Here is a 14667-nt window from a genome sequence, read left to right as displayed (position 1 = left end):
GTACACTGCGCCCATGTTTGCGAGGAGTTGCCATGAGCGCCATCACCATTACCCAAGCTGCCCAGGACTATCTGGCTGACCTGCTCGAGAAGCAGAACACCCCGGGCATCGGCATTCGAGTCTTCATCACCCAACCGGGTACCCAGTACGCCGAAACCTGCATCGCCTATTGCAAGCCGGGCGAGCAGAAGCCGGAAGACAGCGCCCTGGCGCTGGCCGCTTTCACCGCCTGGATCGACGGTATCAGCGAGCCTTTCCTGGAAGACGCAATCGTGGACTACGCCACCGATCGCATGGGTGGCCAGCTGACCATCAAGGCGCCTAACGCCAAGGTCCCGATGGTCAACGAAGAAAGCCCGCTCAATGAGCGCATCAACTACTACCTGCAGACCGAGATCAACCCCGGTCTCGCCAGTCACGGCGGTCAAGTGAGCCTGGTGGACGTGGTCGAGGAAGGCATTGCCGTGCTGCGTTTCGGCGGCGGCTGCCAGGGCTGCGGCATGGTCGACATGACCCTGAAGGATGGCGTCGAGAAAACCCTGATGGAGCGTATCCCAGAGCTCAAGGGCGTGCGCGACGTCACCGATCACAGCAATCGCGAAAACGCCTACTACTAAGGCGCGATCGAAACAAAAAAGGCGACCTCCGGGTCGCCTTTTTTATGGGGTTGGCTGTAGGGGGGGCTCAGCCTGCAGCCAGCCGGCGCCGCACCGGCAAGAGCATCAGCAGGGCGACCGCCAGCAGGGGCAGCATGCCGAGGTTCACCGCATCCCAGCCGATCCCGCTGATCAGCGCTCCCGACGTGAAGGACGCACACGCTGCCACCAGGCCATTGCCCAGCTCCATCAACCCCTGCGCCTGGCCGCGCTCCTCGGCACTGTGGCCCTCGCCCAGCAGGGTGGTGCCTGCCACCAGCATCAGGTTCCAGCCGACGCCGAGGAGGAAGGAACTGAGCAGGAAGTGCGACTGGCCCAATCCGGACAGTGCCGTCACGGCGCTGCCCAACAGGACGAGTCCGCCGAGTAGCGCGACGCGGCGGCTACCCAGGCGATCCACCAGTGGGCCGGCGACGAAGGCGGGGAGAAACATGCCGAGCATGTGCCAGCGGATCACCTCGGTGCTGGATTCCAGGGAATGGCCGCAGAAGTTCATCGCCAACGGTGTGGCGTTCATCACCAGCACCATCAGGCCATGGCCGATGGCGGTGGTGGCCAGCGCTGCGCGCACCAGTGGACGGGAGAGCAGGGCGCGGGCTTCTGCCCAGCCCGCTTTGGGCGGGCGCGGTGCTTCGCCTTCGCGCAGGCGTGACATCAGCAGCAGGGCGATCAATGCCAGTACCGCGATCAGCAGGTAGGCGCCGACAAAGGGAGCATCCAGCGCAGCGCGCGACCACAGGGACAGACTCGGGGTAATCAGGGCTGCGCACACGCCGCCGCCGATCACATAGGCGGTCGCTCGCCCTTTCTGTGTGTCCTCCACTGCCTCCAGGGCGGCGAAGCGGTAGTACATGGCCGAGGCCTGATAGCCGCCGATGGGCAGGGCCCCCAGGCAGAACAGGACGAAATCCCCCAGCCATACGCCCAGCGCACTCAGGAGTCCGCCCAGTACACCGCACGCGGCGCCGAGCATCAGGCCGGGGCGGCGACCGTGGCGCTGCATGAACAGCGACAAGGGTTGCACGGCCAGCAGGTTGCCCAGGACCAGCAGCGCCAGCGGCAGGGTCGCCAGGCTATTGAGCGGCGCCAGTTGCAGGCCCACCAGCGAGGTGAGCGTGATGCCGATCATCGAGCAGGTCCAGTAGAGCGCCTGGCCGGCGAACAGCAGCCGAATGCTGGGATTGTTCAGCAGCATGGTTCTTCCTTGAATGGGTGGTTCAGGTCGGGCAGCCGGCGGGCTTCAGGATGCGCTGCGTGGACGCGGGATACCTGGCCAGCTTAGTCGCGGGGCGGATGGGGCGCCGAACCAGTTCGCCGCCGCAGTTGGGGCAGGTTCCATGCAGGCGTTGATCAGCACAGTTACGGCAGAAGGTGCATTCGAACGAGCAGATCAGCGCCTCGGTGGACTCCGGGGGCAGACTCTTGTCGCAGCATTCGCAATTGGGGCGCAGTTCGAGCATGGCGAAGTCCTCAGTCGAAGGTCGGGCGTCCGAAGCGCTCCGCGTACTCCTGCGGGCTCACGGACAGGTGCTTGTGAAAGGTGCGGCGCAAGTTTTCCGGGTGACCGAAACCGGTCAGGCGCGCCACAGTGGCGATGGAGGCCTGGGCGTCCTGCAACAGGGTACGGGCGGCCTCCAGGCGGATGCGTTCGACATACTTGCCAGGGCCTACGCCCAGCTCCTGGGCAAAGGTGCGAGACAGGCTGCGCGGCGCCATCTTCGCCTGGGCCGCGAGCGCTTCGAGAGACAGGTCACCGCCCAAATTGGCCGGGATCCACTCCAGCAGCGCGGCCAGCCTGGGTGTGCGGCTGGGTTCCGGCGTAAGCAGGGCACTGAACTGCGTCTGGCCGCCGGGACGGCGCAGGAACAGCACCAGCCGACGAGCCACGGCCAGCGCCACGGAGCGGCCAAGGTCCGCTTCCACCAGGGCAAGCGCCAGGTCGATTCCGGCGGTGACGCCTGCGGACGTGAACACGTGGGCGTCACCATCCTGGCCTTGCGGGTCATAGGTGTGCAGGCGGTCTCCTTGTACTTCCACTGCGGCATGGCAGGTCAGGGCCTCGACGTCCGACCAGTGCGTTGTGGCCTTACGGCCATCCAGCAACCCGGCCGCTGCGAGGACCAACGCGCCCGAACAGATGGAACCCAGGCGTCGTACCTGGGGTTCTACCCGGCGTAGCCAATCCAGCAAGGCCGCGTCTGCGCAAAGCTGGGTCATCTCCATTCCACCGGGAATCAGCAAGGTGTCCAGGCTTGTCGGGTCGATCTCGCGCCAGGCCTGCTCAGCCACCAGCGCAAAGCCGGCGGATGTCTTCACCGGCCCCGCCTCAGGGCCGAGCAGATGCAGCACGTAGCAAGGCGGCAGCCCCTGGCGCTGGCGTTCGACATTGGCCGAGGCGAACACCTGCAGCGGGCCGGTGACATCCAGGCTCATGACCTCGGCGAAGGCGAGGCAGGCGATATGGCGAATTGGGTCCATGACGATCTCGGGAGAAGAGATGACGTCAGTCTGCAGCGAATGGCGGGTGGCAACAATGACAATAAGCCCATAGATCTCGCCAAGGCTGGCGAAGTCCATCACCTGTTGGGGAGGTTGGAATCAGCGCGGGATCGGGAAGGGCGGAGCGTGAGGGAAAAAGCGGCCGGGGCGAGCAGGGAGGCCTGCCCGCCGCGCAGTGGGCACTGGCGCTGGAGTCTTACTCCGGCATCGTCCAGGGCTCGAGGTCGTAGCCCTTGCGGCTCAGCTCCTCACGGGATTGCTTGAGGATGCTTGCCAGTTGCTCAGGGTCGGAATAGGTGCTGCAAGGAATCTTCGAACGACCGAGCAGACGGGTATTGGTGCGGTCGATCACGCTGATGCTGAGTTCGCCGGTGCCGTCTTGCAGGGCCCAGGCAACGCACTGGAAGGGTTTGAATGCACGGCCAGTGATGATCAGTGCTTCGTTGAAACGCAGCGGAGTGTTCATGGGAGCGGGTCTCTCCATATTGTGCCCAATGAAGGTGACGGCGCGGCTTCAGCCCTTTGTTACACCGTCGTGAATGTGGATGGCGAGACCTGACCGAGAAGTCACAGCGCGTCGTGAAATACTAACTTTTTGTCGCGCAAATGAATGGGTAAGCGACTTTTGTACCCGCTGTTGTGTGTTTTGCACGATGTGATGGGTATACAGACCGCATCCGGCATTGTTCCGGATCGCACCCAACAGGGCGCGCGATGTACCGGCCGGGCTCCTGCCAGTATCATCGGCAGCCATTCGAGGTTGCCTACAGCGAGTGTTGCCGTGCCCGTCCTGAATCGCCTGCTCCGCCCTGTCCTTGTTGCCGCTTGCGTTGCCGTGCTGGCCGGTTGTGCTGCCCAGCCGCTGTCGTCGAAGCTGCAGGCCGGGCCTGAGCGGGTCGAGCTGAGTGGCGTCCCCTTCTTTGCTCAAAACGCCTACCAGAGCGCACCCGCTTCGATGGCCGCCCTGCTGACCCAGCAGGGGGATGACGTCACGCCGGGCATGGTCGAGAAGGAATTGCAGCTGCCGCAGAAAGAGGCGTCCCTGCGCGAAGGGCTGGCGGCGACAGCGCGTCAGCACGGTCTGATCGTCTATCCGCTGGGCAATCGGCTGGATGACCTGTTGGAGCAGGTCGCCGCGGGCAATCCGGTGCTGGTGCACCTGCGTGAAGGTTTCGGCTGGATGCCCTCGTGGCGTTACGCATTGCTGGTCGGTTACGACCGCACCAATGAGCAGGTGCTGCTGCGTCTTGGCCATAAACGCCGGGCTGTGATGAGCTTCAGCGAGTTCAAGGCGGACTGGACGGAGACGGGAAATTGGGCGGTGCTGGTGCAGGCGCCGAATCAGTTGCCGGCGTCGGTGGAGCGGGCGCGCTGGCTGAAGGCCGCAGATGAGCTCGCAGCGGCGGGCCAGGTCAACGCCGCCAAGATGGCGCGTCTGCAGATGCCTTGAGCAAGCTGATCGAGAAATGAAAAAACGGCGCCCTGGGGCGCCGTTTTTCGTTGCAGGCGGATTAGACGCCCAGCTTGTCGCGCATGGTGTAGTACCAGGCACCCATCGCAGTGAAGGGCACACGGAACATGCGACCACCCGGGAAGGGGTAGTGCGGCAGGCTGGCGAAGGCGTCGAAGCGCTCGGCCTGGCCGCGCAGGGTTTCGGCGATCACCTTGCCCGCGATATGGGTGTAGGTCACGCCATGGCCGCTGCAGCCCTGGGAGTAGTAGATGTTGTCGCCGATCCGGCCGACCTGGGGCAGGCGCGACAGGGTCAGCAGGAAGTTGCCGGTCCAGGCGAAGTCGATCTTCACGTTCTTCAGCTGCGGGAAGGTCTTCAGCATCTTCGGACGGATGATGGCTTCGATGTTCGCCGGGTCGCGGGCGCCGTAGACCACACCGCCGCCGTAGATCAGGCGCTTGTCGCCGGAAAGACGGTAGTAGTCCAGCAGGTAGTTGCAGTCCTCTACACAGTAGTCCTGCGGCAGGAGGGACTTGGCCACTTCATCCGACAGCGGCTCGGTGGTCACCACCTGGGTGCCGCAAGGCATGGATTTGCTGGCGAGTTCCGGAACCAGGTTGCCCAGGTAGGCGTTGCCGGCCACAACCACGAACTTGGCCTTAACGCGGCCTTTCGGGGTGTGCACGACGGGGTTTGCGCCGCGCTCGATACGGGTCGCCGGGCTCTGCTCATGGATGACGCCACCCAGGGACTCGATGGCTGCGGCTTCGCCAAGGGCCAGGTTGAGCGGATGGATGTGACCGCCGCTCATGTCCAGCATGCCGCCAATATAGTTGTCGGTCGCCGCCACTTTGCGGATGCCCTTGGCGTCCAGCAATTCCAGCTGGTTGTGGCCGAAGCGCTCCCACAGTTTCTTCTGGGCTTCCAGGTGCGCCATCTGCTTCTTGGTGAAGGCTGCGAACACGCCGCCATCCTTCAGGTCGCACTGGATGTTGTACTTGCTGATGCGGTCGCGAATGATGCGGCCGCCTTCGAACGCCATGTCCGCCATCAGCTTGGCGTTCTTCGGGTTCGCGGTGCGCTCGATAGAGTCGATGTCGCGGCTATAGCTGTTGACGATCTGGCCGCCATTGCGACCGGACGCGCCGAAGCCCACCTTGGCGGCCTCAAGCACGGTGACCTTGAAGCCGTTCTCCAAAAGGAAGAGGGCAGTGGAGAGGCCGGTATAGCCTGCACCAATGATGCAGACGTCGGTTTCGGTCTCGCCTTGCAGTTCGGGGCGTGCCGGCACCGGGTTGGCCGAGAACGCGTAATAGGACTGGGGGTAGGGAGTGTGCGTCATAATGGAATCTCTGTTTTTTATTTTTTACAGATGTGGTGATGCTACCTGAGTTGAAACGGGCCGGCTAGCCTCTGTGCAAAATATTCAACGAGGCGATGAACAGTAAAAAATCCACTTTTTCAGAGAGTTAGCGAAAAAAGGTGTTGACAGAGAAAAGTTAGTCCGTAGAATGCGCACCCATCGAAGGCACATAGCTCAGTTGGTTAGAGCACCACCTTGACATGGTGGGGGTCGTTGGTTCGAGTCCAATTGTGCCTACCAAATCGAACCCGCGTCACGCGGGGCTTAGAGGGGCGATCCGAAAGGGTCGCCCCTTTTTGTTTTCAACAGATTTTCAATATTTTTTCCAAACGCCCCGCCACCTACAGATTCGGGTCGGCGCCCACGCGCTAGTACTGAACGCCCTTCTCCTCGTGTCCAGCCTGGTAGTGCTCGGTCATCTTCACGTCGGCATGACCCATCAGCGCCTGGATATAGTCTGAGGATAGCCCTGCTGTTCATACAGCCAGGCGCCCAGCGCCCGGATCTCGTGAAAGGTCGGCCGCTCGTTCTTCGACATCGCCTCATAGGCTTTGGAGTCGTCCCGTGGGGCATGAAGCATGGGGCGGGGAGGGGGGCAACCTGTGCCACACTCTGGACACGAGTGCTGTCTAGGAGGGGGCAGATGGTCTTCGTCAGGGCGATTCCTTTCTCAGTTATGTGGCTTGTCTTCTGGTATTACAGCTCCAAGTTCGTCTTTAACTACGTGGCTGATGTTGCTGGCCCCTATTGGGCCCAGGGCATCAAGGCATTCCCTGTGATTCTCTTGGCATTCATGGCTGCAGATCACAGGTTGATGCGCACATCATTTGGTCAGCAGCATCCTTCGTTGGCGTATTTAGGGCTATGCCTACTTGGTATCGCCTTGTATTGGCCTGCGATGGTGGCTGTCGTCTGGCTTATGATCTTGATTGACTAGCCCCAAGCTGTGCCCCTGATCGCCCAGGCGGGGCATTTCCTGCGTTGCATCCGGTTCGCTCCTGCTTGCCGGTGGCGCCCCGTGTCGTTACCGCGGGGATTCGGTTGTGCGTCGCTTGTGCAGCTTTTCGTTTGAGCCTCAGATAGGTTCTATCCCTCAACATCAAGGAGGGGTTGCCACATGCTCAAGCGATTCAAATTGCATTACCTCAGGGACTCGGACGACTCCTGCCCCAAGTACTACGAAAGCGAGGAATCGATTAAGGCTGGCGACGCCATCCAGGTCGAAAATGGGTTCTGGCATGCCGTACACGAAATCCAGGTATTGAAGACCTGCATCAAGCTTGTCTTGGCTCAGTCAGCTCAGAGCGCGGATGAGGCGAAACTGCTCCGGCAGCAAATGATCGAAGAGTGATTGCCCTGCATGGGGTGGGTGATCTGGGGTCGTCGGCTTAGCGTTTAACCGGCTGGTCGATCCCGAAGACCTCCTGCAGCCAGCGCCTCGACAGATCACCCACCGATACAGCCGGGGCCGAAGCCCCGGAGTCTCGTCTTTCTCGTGGCCAGCTACTGGCTGATCACGCTTTTCCGCTGCTGCATCCGGGTCATGCGCACGGTTCTACGTACACCAAGTTGGGTATTGGGGCCGTGGGCGCGTTAGCCGGCAGCGTGTTTGCGAATTTGGCGGGGGTTCAGCCGTGACGACCTGGTCAGGCCTGTCGGGCGCAGCAAACGGCGTGCAACTTGAGCTCAATGGCTCATCGGTGGGGTCGGAATCCAGAAAGGCTCAGGCCCAGAAGGTTTCGGCAATCGAAAAGGAATACAGCGCGAAGATCGAAACCTTGAGTGTCGGCGGCTTGAACCAGGATAAGTACAATCAAATTGTCCTTCTCTCGGTAACCAGGAAAAACCTGTGCTTTGGCGAGGCCAACAGGTAGTCCGCCCTTGCTATGACCAGTACAGGCCATAGTCGCTAAAGATTACTGATGGGGCCGACTAGGCTGGGGTAATCGCTCAGCACATTGCCCGCGGCCCGGTCCAACCATTCCTGGGTGAGAGTAGGGGCGAGCACCACCAGTTGTTTCCGCCACGCCGTGATGGTCGTTCGCTAGGTGGGGGAGACATCTATGCTTCGTTGTGCATATGCATAGCGGTTGATTTACGATGACCCCGAACTCTTGTGGCTCGTCCTCCTGACTGCAACGAAGCAGTGAACAACTGTCACCAATACCATTCCTATGAAGGCTACCCACGGACCAAATAGCAGCACGCTAATGAGGCCGAGATCGCCTGCGAACGCAATCGCAGCAAGGACTGCTACTAGCCATACCGTTGCTCCGATAGCAGTCCGAAGACCGCCCGAGAGAGCCGTCAGCGCGAATGCAAACAGAAACCCGAATAGGGGAATTCCCCACAAATTGACGATGCTCGTTCCTTCAATGAAGTTTGGACCTCCAGCAGCAAGGCTTGGGGATGCTTGCAAGCAAATCCATAAGACAACGACTGAGCGGAATGTGTACATCATGGTCGTAGTGGTCTGACTACTCTCGCTAGGTGGTGAGGGGAAGGGTAGTCCAGAAACGGCCAAGCCCGCGCTAGGCGGGCTTGGCCGTATGATCCGATTTACTTCCAGTCTGGTGGACTCTCAGGAACGTAACCGTGAAGGTACTTTACTCGCTTGATGTTGCAATCAAAGCGGGTGGTTTCACCTGGGTCAGGCGGATCACCTTCACCGTAGCCACAACCCGCAGTCCCCAGCGCACTCTTCAAGCTAGTCTCGTAGGGCGATGGGCCGTAGGGTCCCCAGCATTTAAAGCCCTTCTTGTTCTGCGTGCACCAGGCAAATGGTTCGTCATCGCTTGTGCTCGCCTTGCCAGAGGGAGTGTTCTGCGAGCCATCTCCCGAACCACCAAGGGTGTTTCCTGTTTCGGTCCGGGTAGACCCCGAGGACTTGCCGTGGGCGATCTCGCTGCTCCCGTCGCCCCCTGAGGCGGCGAGGCGGTGAGACTTTGCTTCTTCGGCGCGAGTTTGCGGACAAGTCGGCCAATGCGCCGGACCCTCATCACCCGGGCGATTGCAGAGGCGGACTTTGCCTTGAGCCATGTTGCTGGACTCGGCCACAGGCTCCGGCAGATTGGGCGACGGGGTGATGCTGTTGGTTGCAGTGCTTAGCTGGATTTTCGAGGGAAGGATTTTGTTGGTGCCGGCCTGCTGCTGACGCCTGGCTTTTTTCTCGGCCAGGAGCTGCTGAGCCTCATCGATCTGCGCGAACATCTGCGATTCACCCCCTGCTTCCTCGGCCATCTGGCGAGCTTGAGCCAGTGCAGCGGCTACCGTCGCGTCCTGCTCTGCCTCTGTTGAGGAGTCAGTGTTGGACGAGGCTTCATAGCTGGTGTCTTCGACCTGCTCTACCTCATAGGCGGCAGCCTCCTGTTGGGCCTGAGCTGCTTGGGTGGTTTGAGCAATGCCGTTGAGCAGGGCCGCCTGATTGTCTTGAGACGCTTGATAGTCTGCAGCGCCTTCGGCGAGACCTTGGCTCAGTCCTGTCATGACCGCACCGAACATGCGGGCGTTTTCTGCGCTTTCTGCCGCTTCCCGTTCGGCAATCACCTGTTGCCTTTCGGCTTCTTCCCGCTGAGCTGTAGCCCAAATTTGTTGTCCTTTAGCACCGGTCGCCACAATAAGCTGGTAATGAAGTGTTCCGCCGGTTTCAATCCTTAGCAGGTCATCGTCTTTGCGGGCGGTTCTTAGGTAGGTTTTCTTCAGGCGACTTTCAACTTTGTCATAGTGATCTCGACCTCCATCTAGCCCAACCCAGGTGTCGTTATTGCAGGCGATGACTTCGGCCTCCTGGCAGACAAACTCAATCGTTACAGTCTCGCCTTCCTTCGCAGGTATGGTGTACAGCGCGAAATTGCGGCCCAAGAAGGATGTTTGTTGGCTGCTTTCGTCCAATCGATCTTTGATCCACTCGCCATCGACAAGCGACTTCGCTGACGGACTCGCCACTTTCACCGGGCTAGTAAGGGGATTGGCAATGGCTGGCGGCTGACTCCCAGCCGGCGTGTAAGTAGTGGAGGAGTCCACCTGAGTGACTACAGTCCCGTCCAGCGTGACTTTCTCCTGAAGCAATTCACCGGCTGGTGTGCGACTCACCCGCGAGGGCATTCTCATGATGCCGTCTCGGGCGAAGAGGACGTTTCCGTTTGCGTCCAGCGTGCCGTGCCATTGCATGTTCGCAATGGAGGATGTGAGTACCAGGCTTCCAGGTCCGGAGCCTGGAACTATGATGTTGGTACCAGCCAGCTCGCCTGTTGTTGGGTGACGGAACTCTTCGACCAATACTTGGCCGGGTACCGCCCAGCGGTAGAACAGAACGTAGGAGTTAGGCGCCGACCAGGTTGTGCCGGCGAGCCCGTCGTAGACGCCCCAAATTTGTTGCTTGCTTGCGGTAGAGGAGGCCACCCAAGCGGGTGCGGTTACATTTGAGACTGGAGCTGTCGCGCAGCCCCCAATGCTGAGCGCAGCCATCAGCAATGCGCTTCTCGCGAGCTCCTTCATTATCATGCTCCCTGATTTCTTATTGGCAGGTGGCCACTATGTGGCGGTGATAATCGCTGGACGATCGTGCCACGTAAAGGGAGATGAGATGGCCGGTCGCGAGGAGGGAGAGGGGCGGCCCAGAAACACAAAACCCCGCGCGAGCAGGGGCGGGGGCTGCGTACTACCTAGGGGCTTTCCTCAAGGGCAGAGTAGGGCAGGTCGCCGAGGTGGCGCTATCAGACGGTTCCGGCGCGGAGGTAGGAAAGGGCAGAAACGAAAAGCCCCGCTCGATGGCGGGGCTTCGTTTGTTTCTGGCTAGGCTTCTACTTTCAAGGGTTCCACATTCTTCTGGATATCAGGGCCATGGTCTTTTTCGGCCTTCTTCAGGGCGTAACCGCACTGCAAGTTCATCCAGAACTCTGGGGATGTGTCAAAGAAGCGCGCCAAGCGAAGCGCAAGCTCTGCGCTTAAGCCTTTCTTCTCGGTGACCACTTCCTTGATAGTTGCGGCCGATACGTGCAGCTTCTTGGACAGCTCGGCTTCGGTCAGATCCAGTGGATGCATGAATTCTTCCCTGAGAATTTCCCCAGGATGAACGGCGCGCATACCGTTGGCTAGCATGACCAACCCTCCTCAGTGATAGTCGACAATCTCAACGTGCTCTGGCCCTGTGGTCGACCACACAAAACAAATTCGGTACTTCTCGTTGATGCGGATGCTGTGTTGACCCTGCCTGTTCCCCTTTAGTGCCTCCAGATTGTTACCTGGCGGGGAATTGAGGTCTCGAATATCGGTCGCAGCATCTAGCATCGTAAGCTTCCTAACGGCTACGTCCTTGATTGACGCCCATTTCTTCGTGGTTCCGTGTACGAAGAGGTGCTCTGTGTCAGGGCACCGGAAGCTTCTGATCATGGATTCCAATCTATATCGGCAGGGGGATGGAAACCACTATAGGTCAGCATTAGGCGACGCGCGGGCAATTTGATGGCCAGATGGATTCACTGCCCCACAATCTCCCGATACCGCCACAAACCACGTCAGTCCGGAGCCGCTCCCTGCGGGTTCAGCCTCCGAACAGCTTCCAGAAAATCAGCACCAACAGCGGAGCAGCTGGGATGCCTAGCACGATCAACGCGATTTTGATCAGTTTGCGCCGCCGCTTGAGCCAGTCTGGCGCATCGGTGAGGCTGGCTGCTGTGTTCAGGTCGAGAAGCCTGATGAACAGTTCGAGTAGTGCATCGAGTAGCGAACCGAGGCTCGCCATGGCGAGCCTGGTCCACCTGCTATTCGTGCGGCTCATTGCCCCACAATCTCCCGATACCGCGAATTCCCTATCCGCCCTAGCGAGACAAGCCGATTCATTTGCAAATCAGCCTGTCCGGCTCGACTCGCAAGGATTTGCACTTCGGGCAGAAGATCCCGAGCTTCACCGACCTGCTGAAGCGGTGCTCGCATTTTTTGCAGATGAAGAAGTAGGGCGGCCCTGGACGAAAGCCGCTCATTGCTGCTTCTTCTTCAGAACCATTTTGCCGGTCTCGTACGAGATCTCTTCATACCCTTTGAACAGCGCGATGATCAGACCCACCCCCATGGTAGCGGCGAAAATGATTGCAGCAATTTCAAGGCCAGTCAGGGTAGCTATGGGGGCCGCTACAGCAACTGAAAGGCCGCCAGTCAAGGGAATGGCCGCAAGCGCTGCGGTCAGTAACCCAATGGTTACAGGGCCTGCGACAGCGATCTTCTTGGCCTTCTTCAGGTTATCGGCAAGGCTCCCCTCGACGATGATCTGCTCGTAATTTCTTTCCTTCGCTGACTCAAGCTCTTCTTTGGTCCGTACAGTGATGGTCTTCATGGATCTTCCTTAACTGCTTCCTTTAGGTCTGTCCTGACGCTTGTTGCCCGGTAATTTCCCGATACCGCCGCTGGTACTTTCCGCGATTATTGCTCTGGCTTGCACGCGACAATGATGGCGCGGCTGTTTGGGCCGCTGTGAAGTTCGGCTGACGACGTTATCGTTCCGCCAGAACTGAAGCTATCAACGATGTCATAACCCGTGCGTCCGCATACAGCGTCTGCCCGCGCATAGCACTCTTCCAAAGTGAAGCCCGGCCCTGAGCAATCAATTGGGATGGCCTCTCGCTCGTCCATCGAGCTCTTCTTGGCATCAGCCGGGTAGCAGGGCAGCCAGGTGCACATGGTCGTGCTGGATGCGCAACCAGTTAGCAGTGCGCAAACGAGAAAGGTGGCAAAAGCGCGCGGAATCATTGCCCTGTGATCGCCTTGTACCGCCGCTGGTACTCCTCGTAGCTCAGGCCAGTTTCTTGGTCGAGCTTTTCGAGCTGCTTCTGCTTCCATTGGTCGCGTGAGAGAGCCCCGGATGGAGTGGCAGTGGCCTGGGGTGTGGCTGGCGCGAATGAGCTGGATGCAACTGGACGATCTGCTGTGCCGATACACTGGTACTTCACCACGATCTGACCGGCGACACAGGAGCCATAGCCGTTGAACTGGTGGCAGTTCTGCTGTTGGCCTCCGAACGCTTCGGCTTCCTGATAGCCCCATACTTGGCACTTCGACTTGGCGATGCTCTGGGCCTGGCTAACGTTTACGACGGGTTGCTCGAATGGGGCGAAGTCGTATGCCAGATCGACTGTGCCATCTGCGCGGCTGCCACCCATGGCATAGAAATCTTTCTTGGTGGTGCAGCCGCTTATCGTCAGGACTGCAGCGAGGGAGAGCAGAGCGAGAGGGGTGGCGCGCACGGCGACCTCCTTGTCGTGATGCGAGGTGGCCATCATATCCATTGGCGGCTTCTACTGGCTATTGGCCGCTTGTCGAGTGGACGAGTTCACGCCCGATAACCAGGACCGCGTGGCGCTTTGGCAAATCCGAGAGCGCCGGACCCTGGATGACATCGAGGCGGGGCGTAACCCGGAGGCAATCGCCAAGTGTCGGAAAATCTGGGCAAGCCTCCCCGGCGCCGGCTACGGGCAGAACGAACACAAGCTGGACGACCTGCTGGCCCATTACCTAGCTGCTGGCGGGAGGTTGGCATGACCTGGATGAAGGTGGTGCCCGTCTGGGTCTGGTTGCTCGCGCTGCTCCTGGTGGCTGGCGGCCAGCAGTTGCGCGTCAACAGTGCCCAGGCTGATGCCGCTGGTGCCCGTGGCGAACTGGCCGATTACCGCCTGGAAGTGTCGGAGCGCGATCAGCGCGCCGATGCCCAGGCCAGAACTGAAGAGCAGCGCCGTCAGAAGGCGATGGATGAGGTGGGGTATGAAGCAGACGGGGAATTGGAAGTGGCTCGGGCTGATGCTGCTCGGTCTGGCGATGCTCTGCAGCGGTTGCAGCGGCGCTACTACGAAGCCGAGCGAAGGAGCCGCGCCTGCGGCAATTCCCTCACTACCCAGATCAGCCAGGCAGCCGAAGACGAAGCCCGAATGCGAACCGACCTGCTCGGCCGGATTGGAGAGGCTGCTCGACTCTATGCTGCGGAAGCAGATCGAAGGGGAGTAGCGGGAGGGGCGTGCGAGAGGGTTTATGAGTCCGTCAGGAACGTCCCCCCTTGACTGGCTTCGGAGGGGGTTTGAGCACTTGCCCCACACCACGGCAATGAGGGCACGTCACCGATTCGCCATTGCGGAGAATGGTGCGGTGACCAAAGCACACGAAGCATTGTTGCCAAGCCATAACCACCTCGCATCGTTTGCTAGGAATGATCTATGCGTAACCGTAGGTGGCCCTTGGCTACTTCGAATGACCGTTGGCTTGGCGAAGTTGGCCGCCTGGCTAAAGGATCCTGTTCAACTGAGGTTCAGGGGAGGGGATTGCCCAAAACGGGCGGAAGTGCTGTCTAAAACTACCGGCCGCCATCCCGGAATTACTGGCTCTCCGGGCCGCTATCTCGTCATTTCGTTTTAGACAGATTCGATCTTGAGGCGAGGCACGGCAGGCGCTGGAACGGCATTGCACCGCTACTGCTGCATCATGGGTGTGTGGATTGGGTCCGCTTTCGGCTGTGGATTCAACCGGTGGAAGCAACGTACAAGATTCTGGGAAGCCAGGAGGAGTGTTGCAGATGCAGCAAAGCCCCCCGGGTCCATTACACCGAAACCCGCGCGGCGGTGGCGGCGTATTTCACCAAATTCAAGAAGTCTTCTTCAGGATTTGCCTAGTCCCATCGGACGATTTTCTGGTGGCTGGACTCTGAAACAGTGGCT

17 protein-coding genes, 1 tRNA gene and 1 pseudogene are annotated in these 14667 nt (G+C 60.0%); 8 read left to right on the top strand and 11 right to left on the bottom strand.

Translation table 11 applies throughout. From position 1 onward, the window contains the following. Positions 1-32 precede the first annotated feature (32 nt). Complete coding sequence (gene nfuA, locus E8E91_RS18245; RefSeq protein ID WP_280368711.1) at positions 33-617, top strand: Fe-S biogenesis protein NfuA; 585 nt, start codon at positions 33-35, stop codon at positions 615-617. 67 nt (positions 618-684) lie between these two features. Here nfuA and E8E91_RS18240 read toward each other — a convergent pair whose 3' ends face one another. The 4 genes from E8E91_RS18240 to E8E91_RS18225 form a co-directional block, all read right to left on the bottom strand. Continuing rightward, on the bottom strand, positions 685-1851 hold the full coding sequence (locus E8E91_RS18240; protein WP_280377554.1) for an MFS transporter: 1167 nt from the start codon (positions 1849-1851) through the stop codon (positions 685-687). Between the two features lie 22 nt (positions 1852-1873). Then, the gene (locus tag E8E91_RS18235; protein ID WP_280377552.1) at positions 1874-2116 is read right to left on the bottom strand and encodes a DUF1272 domain-containing protein; all 243 of its coding nucleotides are present in this window, start codon (positions 2114-2116) and stop codon (positions 1874-1876) included. Positions 2117-2126: 10 nt separating this feature from the next. Next, positions 2127-3134, bottom strand: a complete 1008-nt coding sequence (locus E8E91_RS18230) for a DJ-1/PfpI family protein (protein ID WP_280377550.1) — start codon at positions 3132-3134, stop codon at positions 2127-2129. Positions 3135-3351: 217 nt separating this feature from the next. Further along, positions 3352-3621 (bottom strand): hypothetical protein, encoded by a 270-nt coding sequence (locus tag E8E91_RS18225; RefSeq protein ID WP_151134851.1) that lies wholly within the window; start codon positions 3619-3621, stop codon positions 3352-3354. A gap of 315 nt (positions 3622-3936) precedes the next feature. Between E8E91_RS18225 and E8E91_RS18220 the strand changes: the two genes are divergently transcribed. Beyond that, a complete protein-coding gene (locus tag E8E91_RS18220) occupies positions 3937-4605 on the top strand; it encodes a PA2778 family cysteine peptidase (protein WP_280377548.1) in 669 nt (222 codons plus the stop codon). 61 nt (positions 4606-4666) lie between these two features. On the opposite strand, the gene E8E91_RS18215 is transcribed toward E8E91_RS18220, so the two are convergent. Beyond that, positions 4667-5950, bottom strand: a complete 1284-nt coding sequence (locus E8E91_RS18215; RefSeq protein WP_280368699.1) for an FAD-binding oxidoreductase — start codon at positions 5948-5950, stop codon at positions 4667-4669. Between the two features lie 184 nt (positions 5951-6134). On the opposite strand from E8E91_RS18215, the gene E8E91_RS18210 reads away from it, so the two are divergent. From E8E91_RS18210 to E8E91_RS18195, 4 genes are all read left to right on the top strand, one after another. Next, positions 6135-6211: transfer RNA gene (locus E8E91_RS18210), tRNA-Val, on the top strand. A gap of 403 nt (positions 6212-6614) precedes the next feature. Next, the gene (locus E8E91_RS18205; RefSeq protein WP_280377545.1) at positions 6615-6908 is read left to right on the top strand and encodes a hypothetical protein; all 294 of its coding nucleotides are present in this window, start codon (positions 6615-6617) and stop codon (positions 6906-6908) included. Between the two features lie 180 nt (positions 6909-7088). After that, positions 7089-7322, top strand: a complete 234-nt coding sequence (locus E8E91_RS18200) for a hypothetical protein (protein WP_280377542.1) — start codon at positions 7089-7091, stop codon at positions 7320-7322. A gap of 283 nt (positions 7323-7605) precedes the next feature. Then, a complete protein-coding gene (locus tag E8E91_RS18195) occupies positions 7606-7845 on the top strand; it encodes a hypothetical protein (RefSeq protein ID WP_280377539.1) in 240 nt (79 codons plus the stop codon). A 685-nt stretch (positions 7846-8530) separates the two neighbouring features. Here the strand turns inward: E8E91_RS18195 and E8E91_RS18190 are convergent. The 6 genes from E8E91_RS18190 to yecR all read right to left on the bottom strand — a co-directional run bounded on the left by E8E91_RS18190 (position 8531) and on the right by yecR (position 13251). After that, positions 8531-10468 carry a hypothetical protein gene (locus tag E8E91_RS18190; RefSeq protein ID WP_280377537.1) on the bottom strand — a complete coding sequence of 646 codons (1938 nt, stop codon included), beginning with the start codon at positions 10466-10468 and terminating at the stop codon, positions 8531-8533. 297 nt (positions 10469-10765) lie between these two features. Continuing rightward, entirely contained in the window at positions 10766-11071 is a 306-nt protein-coding gene (locus E8E91_RS18185) for a HigA family addiction module antitoxin (protein ID WP_280377533.1), read from the bottom strand. 12 nt (positions 11072-11083) lie between these two features. Beyond that, a complete protein-coding gene (locus E8E91_RS18180) occupies positions 11084-11362 on the bottom strand; it encodes a type II toxin-antitoxin system RelE/ParE family toxin (protein WP_280377530.1) in 279 nt (92 codons plus the stop codon). 151 nt (positions 11363-11513) lie between these two features. Then, on the bottom strand, positions 11514-11750 hold the full coding sequence (locus E8E91_RS18175; protein ID WP_280377529.1) for a hypothetical protein: 237 nt from the start codon (positions 11748-11750) through the stop codon (positions 11514-11516). A gap of 198 nt (positions 11751-11948) precedes the next feature. Beyond that, positions 11949-12302, bottom strand: a complete 354-nt coding sequence (locus tag E8E91_RS18170; RefSeq protein WP_280377527.1) for a hypothetical protein — start codon at positions 12300-12302, stop codon at positions 11949-11951. 409 nt (positions 12303-12711) lie between these two features. Further along, positions 12712-13251 (bottom strand): YecR family lipoprotein, encoded by a 540-nt coding sequence (yecR, locus tag E8E91_RS18165; RefSeq protein WP_280377525.1) that lies wholly within the window; start codon positions 13249-13251, stop codon positions 12712-12714. Positions 13252-13276: 25 nt separating this feature from the next. Here yecR and E8E91_RS18160 point away from each other — a divergent pair. Next, positions 13277-13504, top strand: a pseudogene (locus E8E91_RS18160) (glycoside hydrolase family protein); the annotation flags it as partial. After that, positions 13501-14016, top strand: coding sequence for a DUF2514 family protein (locus tag E8E91_RS18155; protein ID WP_280377524.1), 516 nt, complete (start codon positions 13501-13503; stop codon positions 14014-14016). The pseudogene E8E91_RS18160 and the gene E8E91_RS18155, both read left to right, overlap by 4 nt. The last annotated feature ends 651 nt before the right edge of the window (positions 14017-14667 follow it).

The sequence above is a fragment of the Pseudomonas sp. BN515 genome (assembly GCF_029873155.1).
Lineage (GTDB): Bacteria > Pseudomonadota > Gammaproteobacteria > Pseudomonadales > Pseudomonadaceae > Metapseudomonas.
The sequence above is the reverse complement of the archived record's forward strand: the minus strand, read 5'-3'. Positions and strand labels throughout refer to the sequence as shown.

What these genes read in the sequence shown, in the direction of transcription:
- nfuA (WP_280368711.1), top strand. Translation starts at nt 33, where the DNA reads ATGAGCGCCATCACCATTACCCAAGCTGCCCAGGACTATCTGGCTGAC.
- E8E91_RS18240 (WP_280377554.1), bottom strand. Translation starts at nt 1,851, where the DNA reads ATGCTGCTGAACAATCCCAGCATTCGGCTGCTGTTCGCCGGCCAGGCG.
- E8E91_RS18235 (WP_280377552.1), bottom strand. Translation starts at nt 2,116, where the DNA reads ATGCTCGAACTGCGCCCCAATTGCGAATGCTGCGACAAGAGTCTGCCC.
- E8E91_RS18230 (WP_280377550.1), bottom strand. Translation starts at nt 3,134, where the DNA reads ATGGACCCAATTCGCCATATCGCCTGCCTCGCCTTCGCCGAGGTCATG.
- E8E91_RS18225 (WP_151134851.1), bottom strand. Translation starts at nt 3,621, where the DNA reads ATGAACACTCCGCTGCGTTTCAACGAAGCACTGATCATCACTGGCCGT.
- E8E91_RS18215 (WP_280368699.1), bottom strand. Translation starts at nt 5,950, where the DNA reads ATGACGCACACTCCCTACCCCCAGTCCTATTACGCGTTCTCGGCCAAC.
- E8E91_RS18205 (WP_280377545.1), top strand. Translation starts at nt 6,615, where the DNA reads ATGGTCTTCGTCAGGGCGATTCCTTTCTCAGTTATGTGGCTTGTCTTC.
- E8E91_RS18200 (WP_280377542.1), top strand. Translation starts at nt 7,089, where the DNA reads ATGCTCAAGCGATTCAAATTGCATTACCTCAGGGACTCGGACGACTCC.
- E8E91_RS18190 (WP_280377537.1), bottom strand. Translation starts at nt 10,468, where the DNA reads ATGAAGGAGCTCGCGAGAAGCGCATTGCTGATGGCTGCGCTCAGCATT.
- E8E91_RS18185 (WP_280377533.1), bottom strand. Translation starts at nt 11,071, where the DNA reads ATGCTAGCCAACGGTATGCGCGCCGTTCATCCTGGGGAAATTCTCAGG.
- E8E91_RS18180 (WP_280377530.1), bottom strand. Translation starts at nt 11,362, where the DNA reads ATGATCAGAAGCTTCCGGTGCCCTGACACAGAGCACCTCTTCGTACAC.
- E8E91_RS18175 (WP_280377529.1), bottom strand. Translation starts at nt 11,750, where the DNA reads ATGAGCCGCACGAATAGCAGGTGGACCAGGCTCGCCATGGCGAGCCTC.
- E8E91_RS18170 (WP_280377527.1), bottom strand. Translation starts at nt 12,302, where the DNA reads ATGAAGACCATCACTGTACGGACCAAAGAAGAGCTTGAGTCAGCGAAG.
- yecR (WP_280377525.1), bottom strand. Translation starts at nt 13,251, where the DNA reads ATGGATATGATGGCCACCTCGCATCACGACAAGGAGGTCGCCGTGCGC.
- E8E91_RS18155 (WP_280377524.1), top strand. Translation starts at nt 13,501, where the DNA reads ATGACCTGGATGAAGGTGGTGCCCGTCTGGGTCTGGTTGCTCGCGCTG.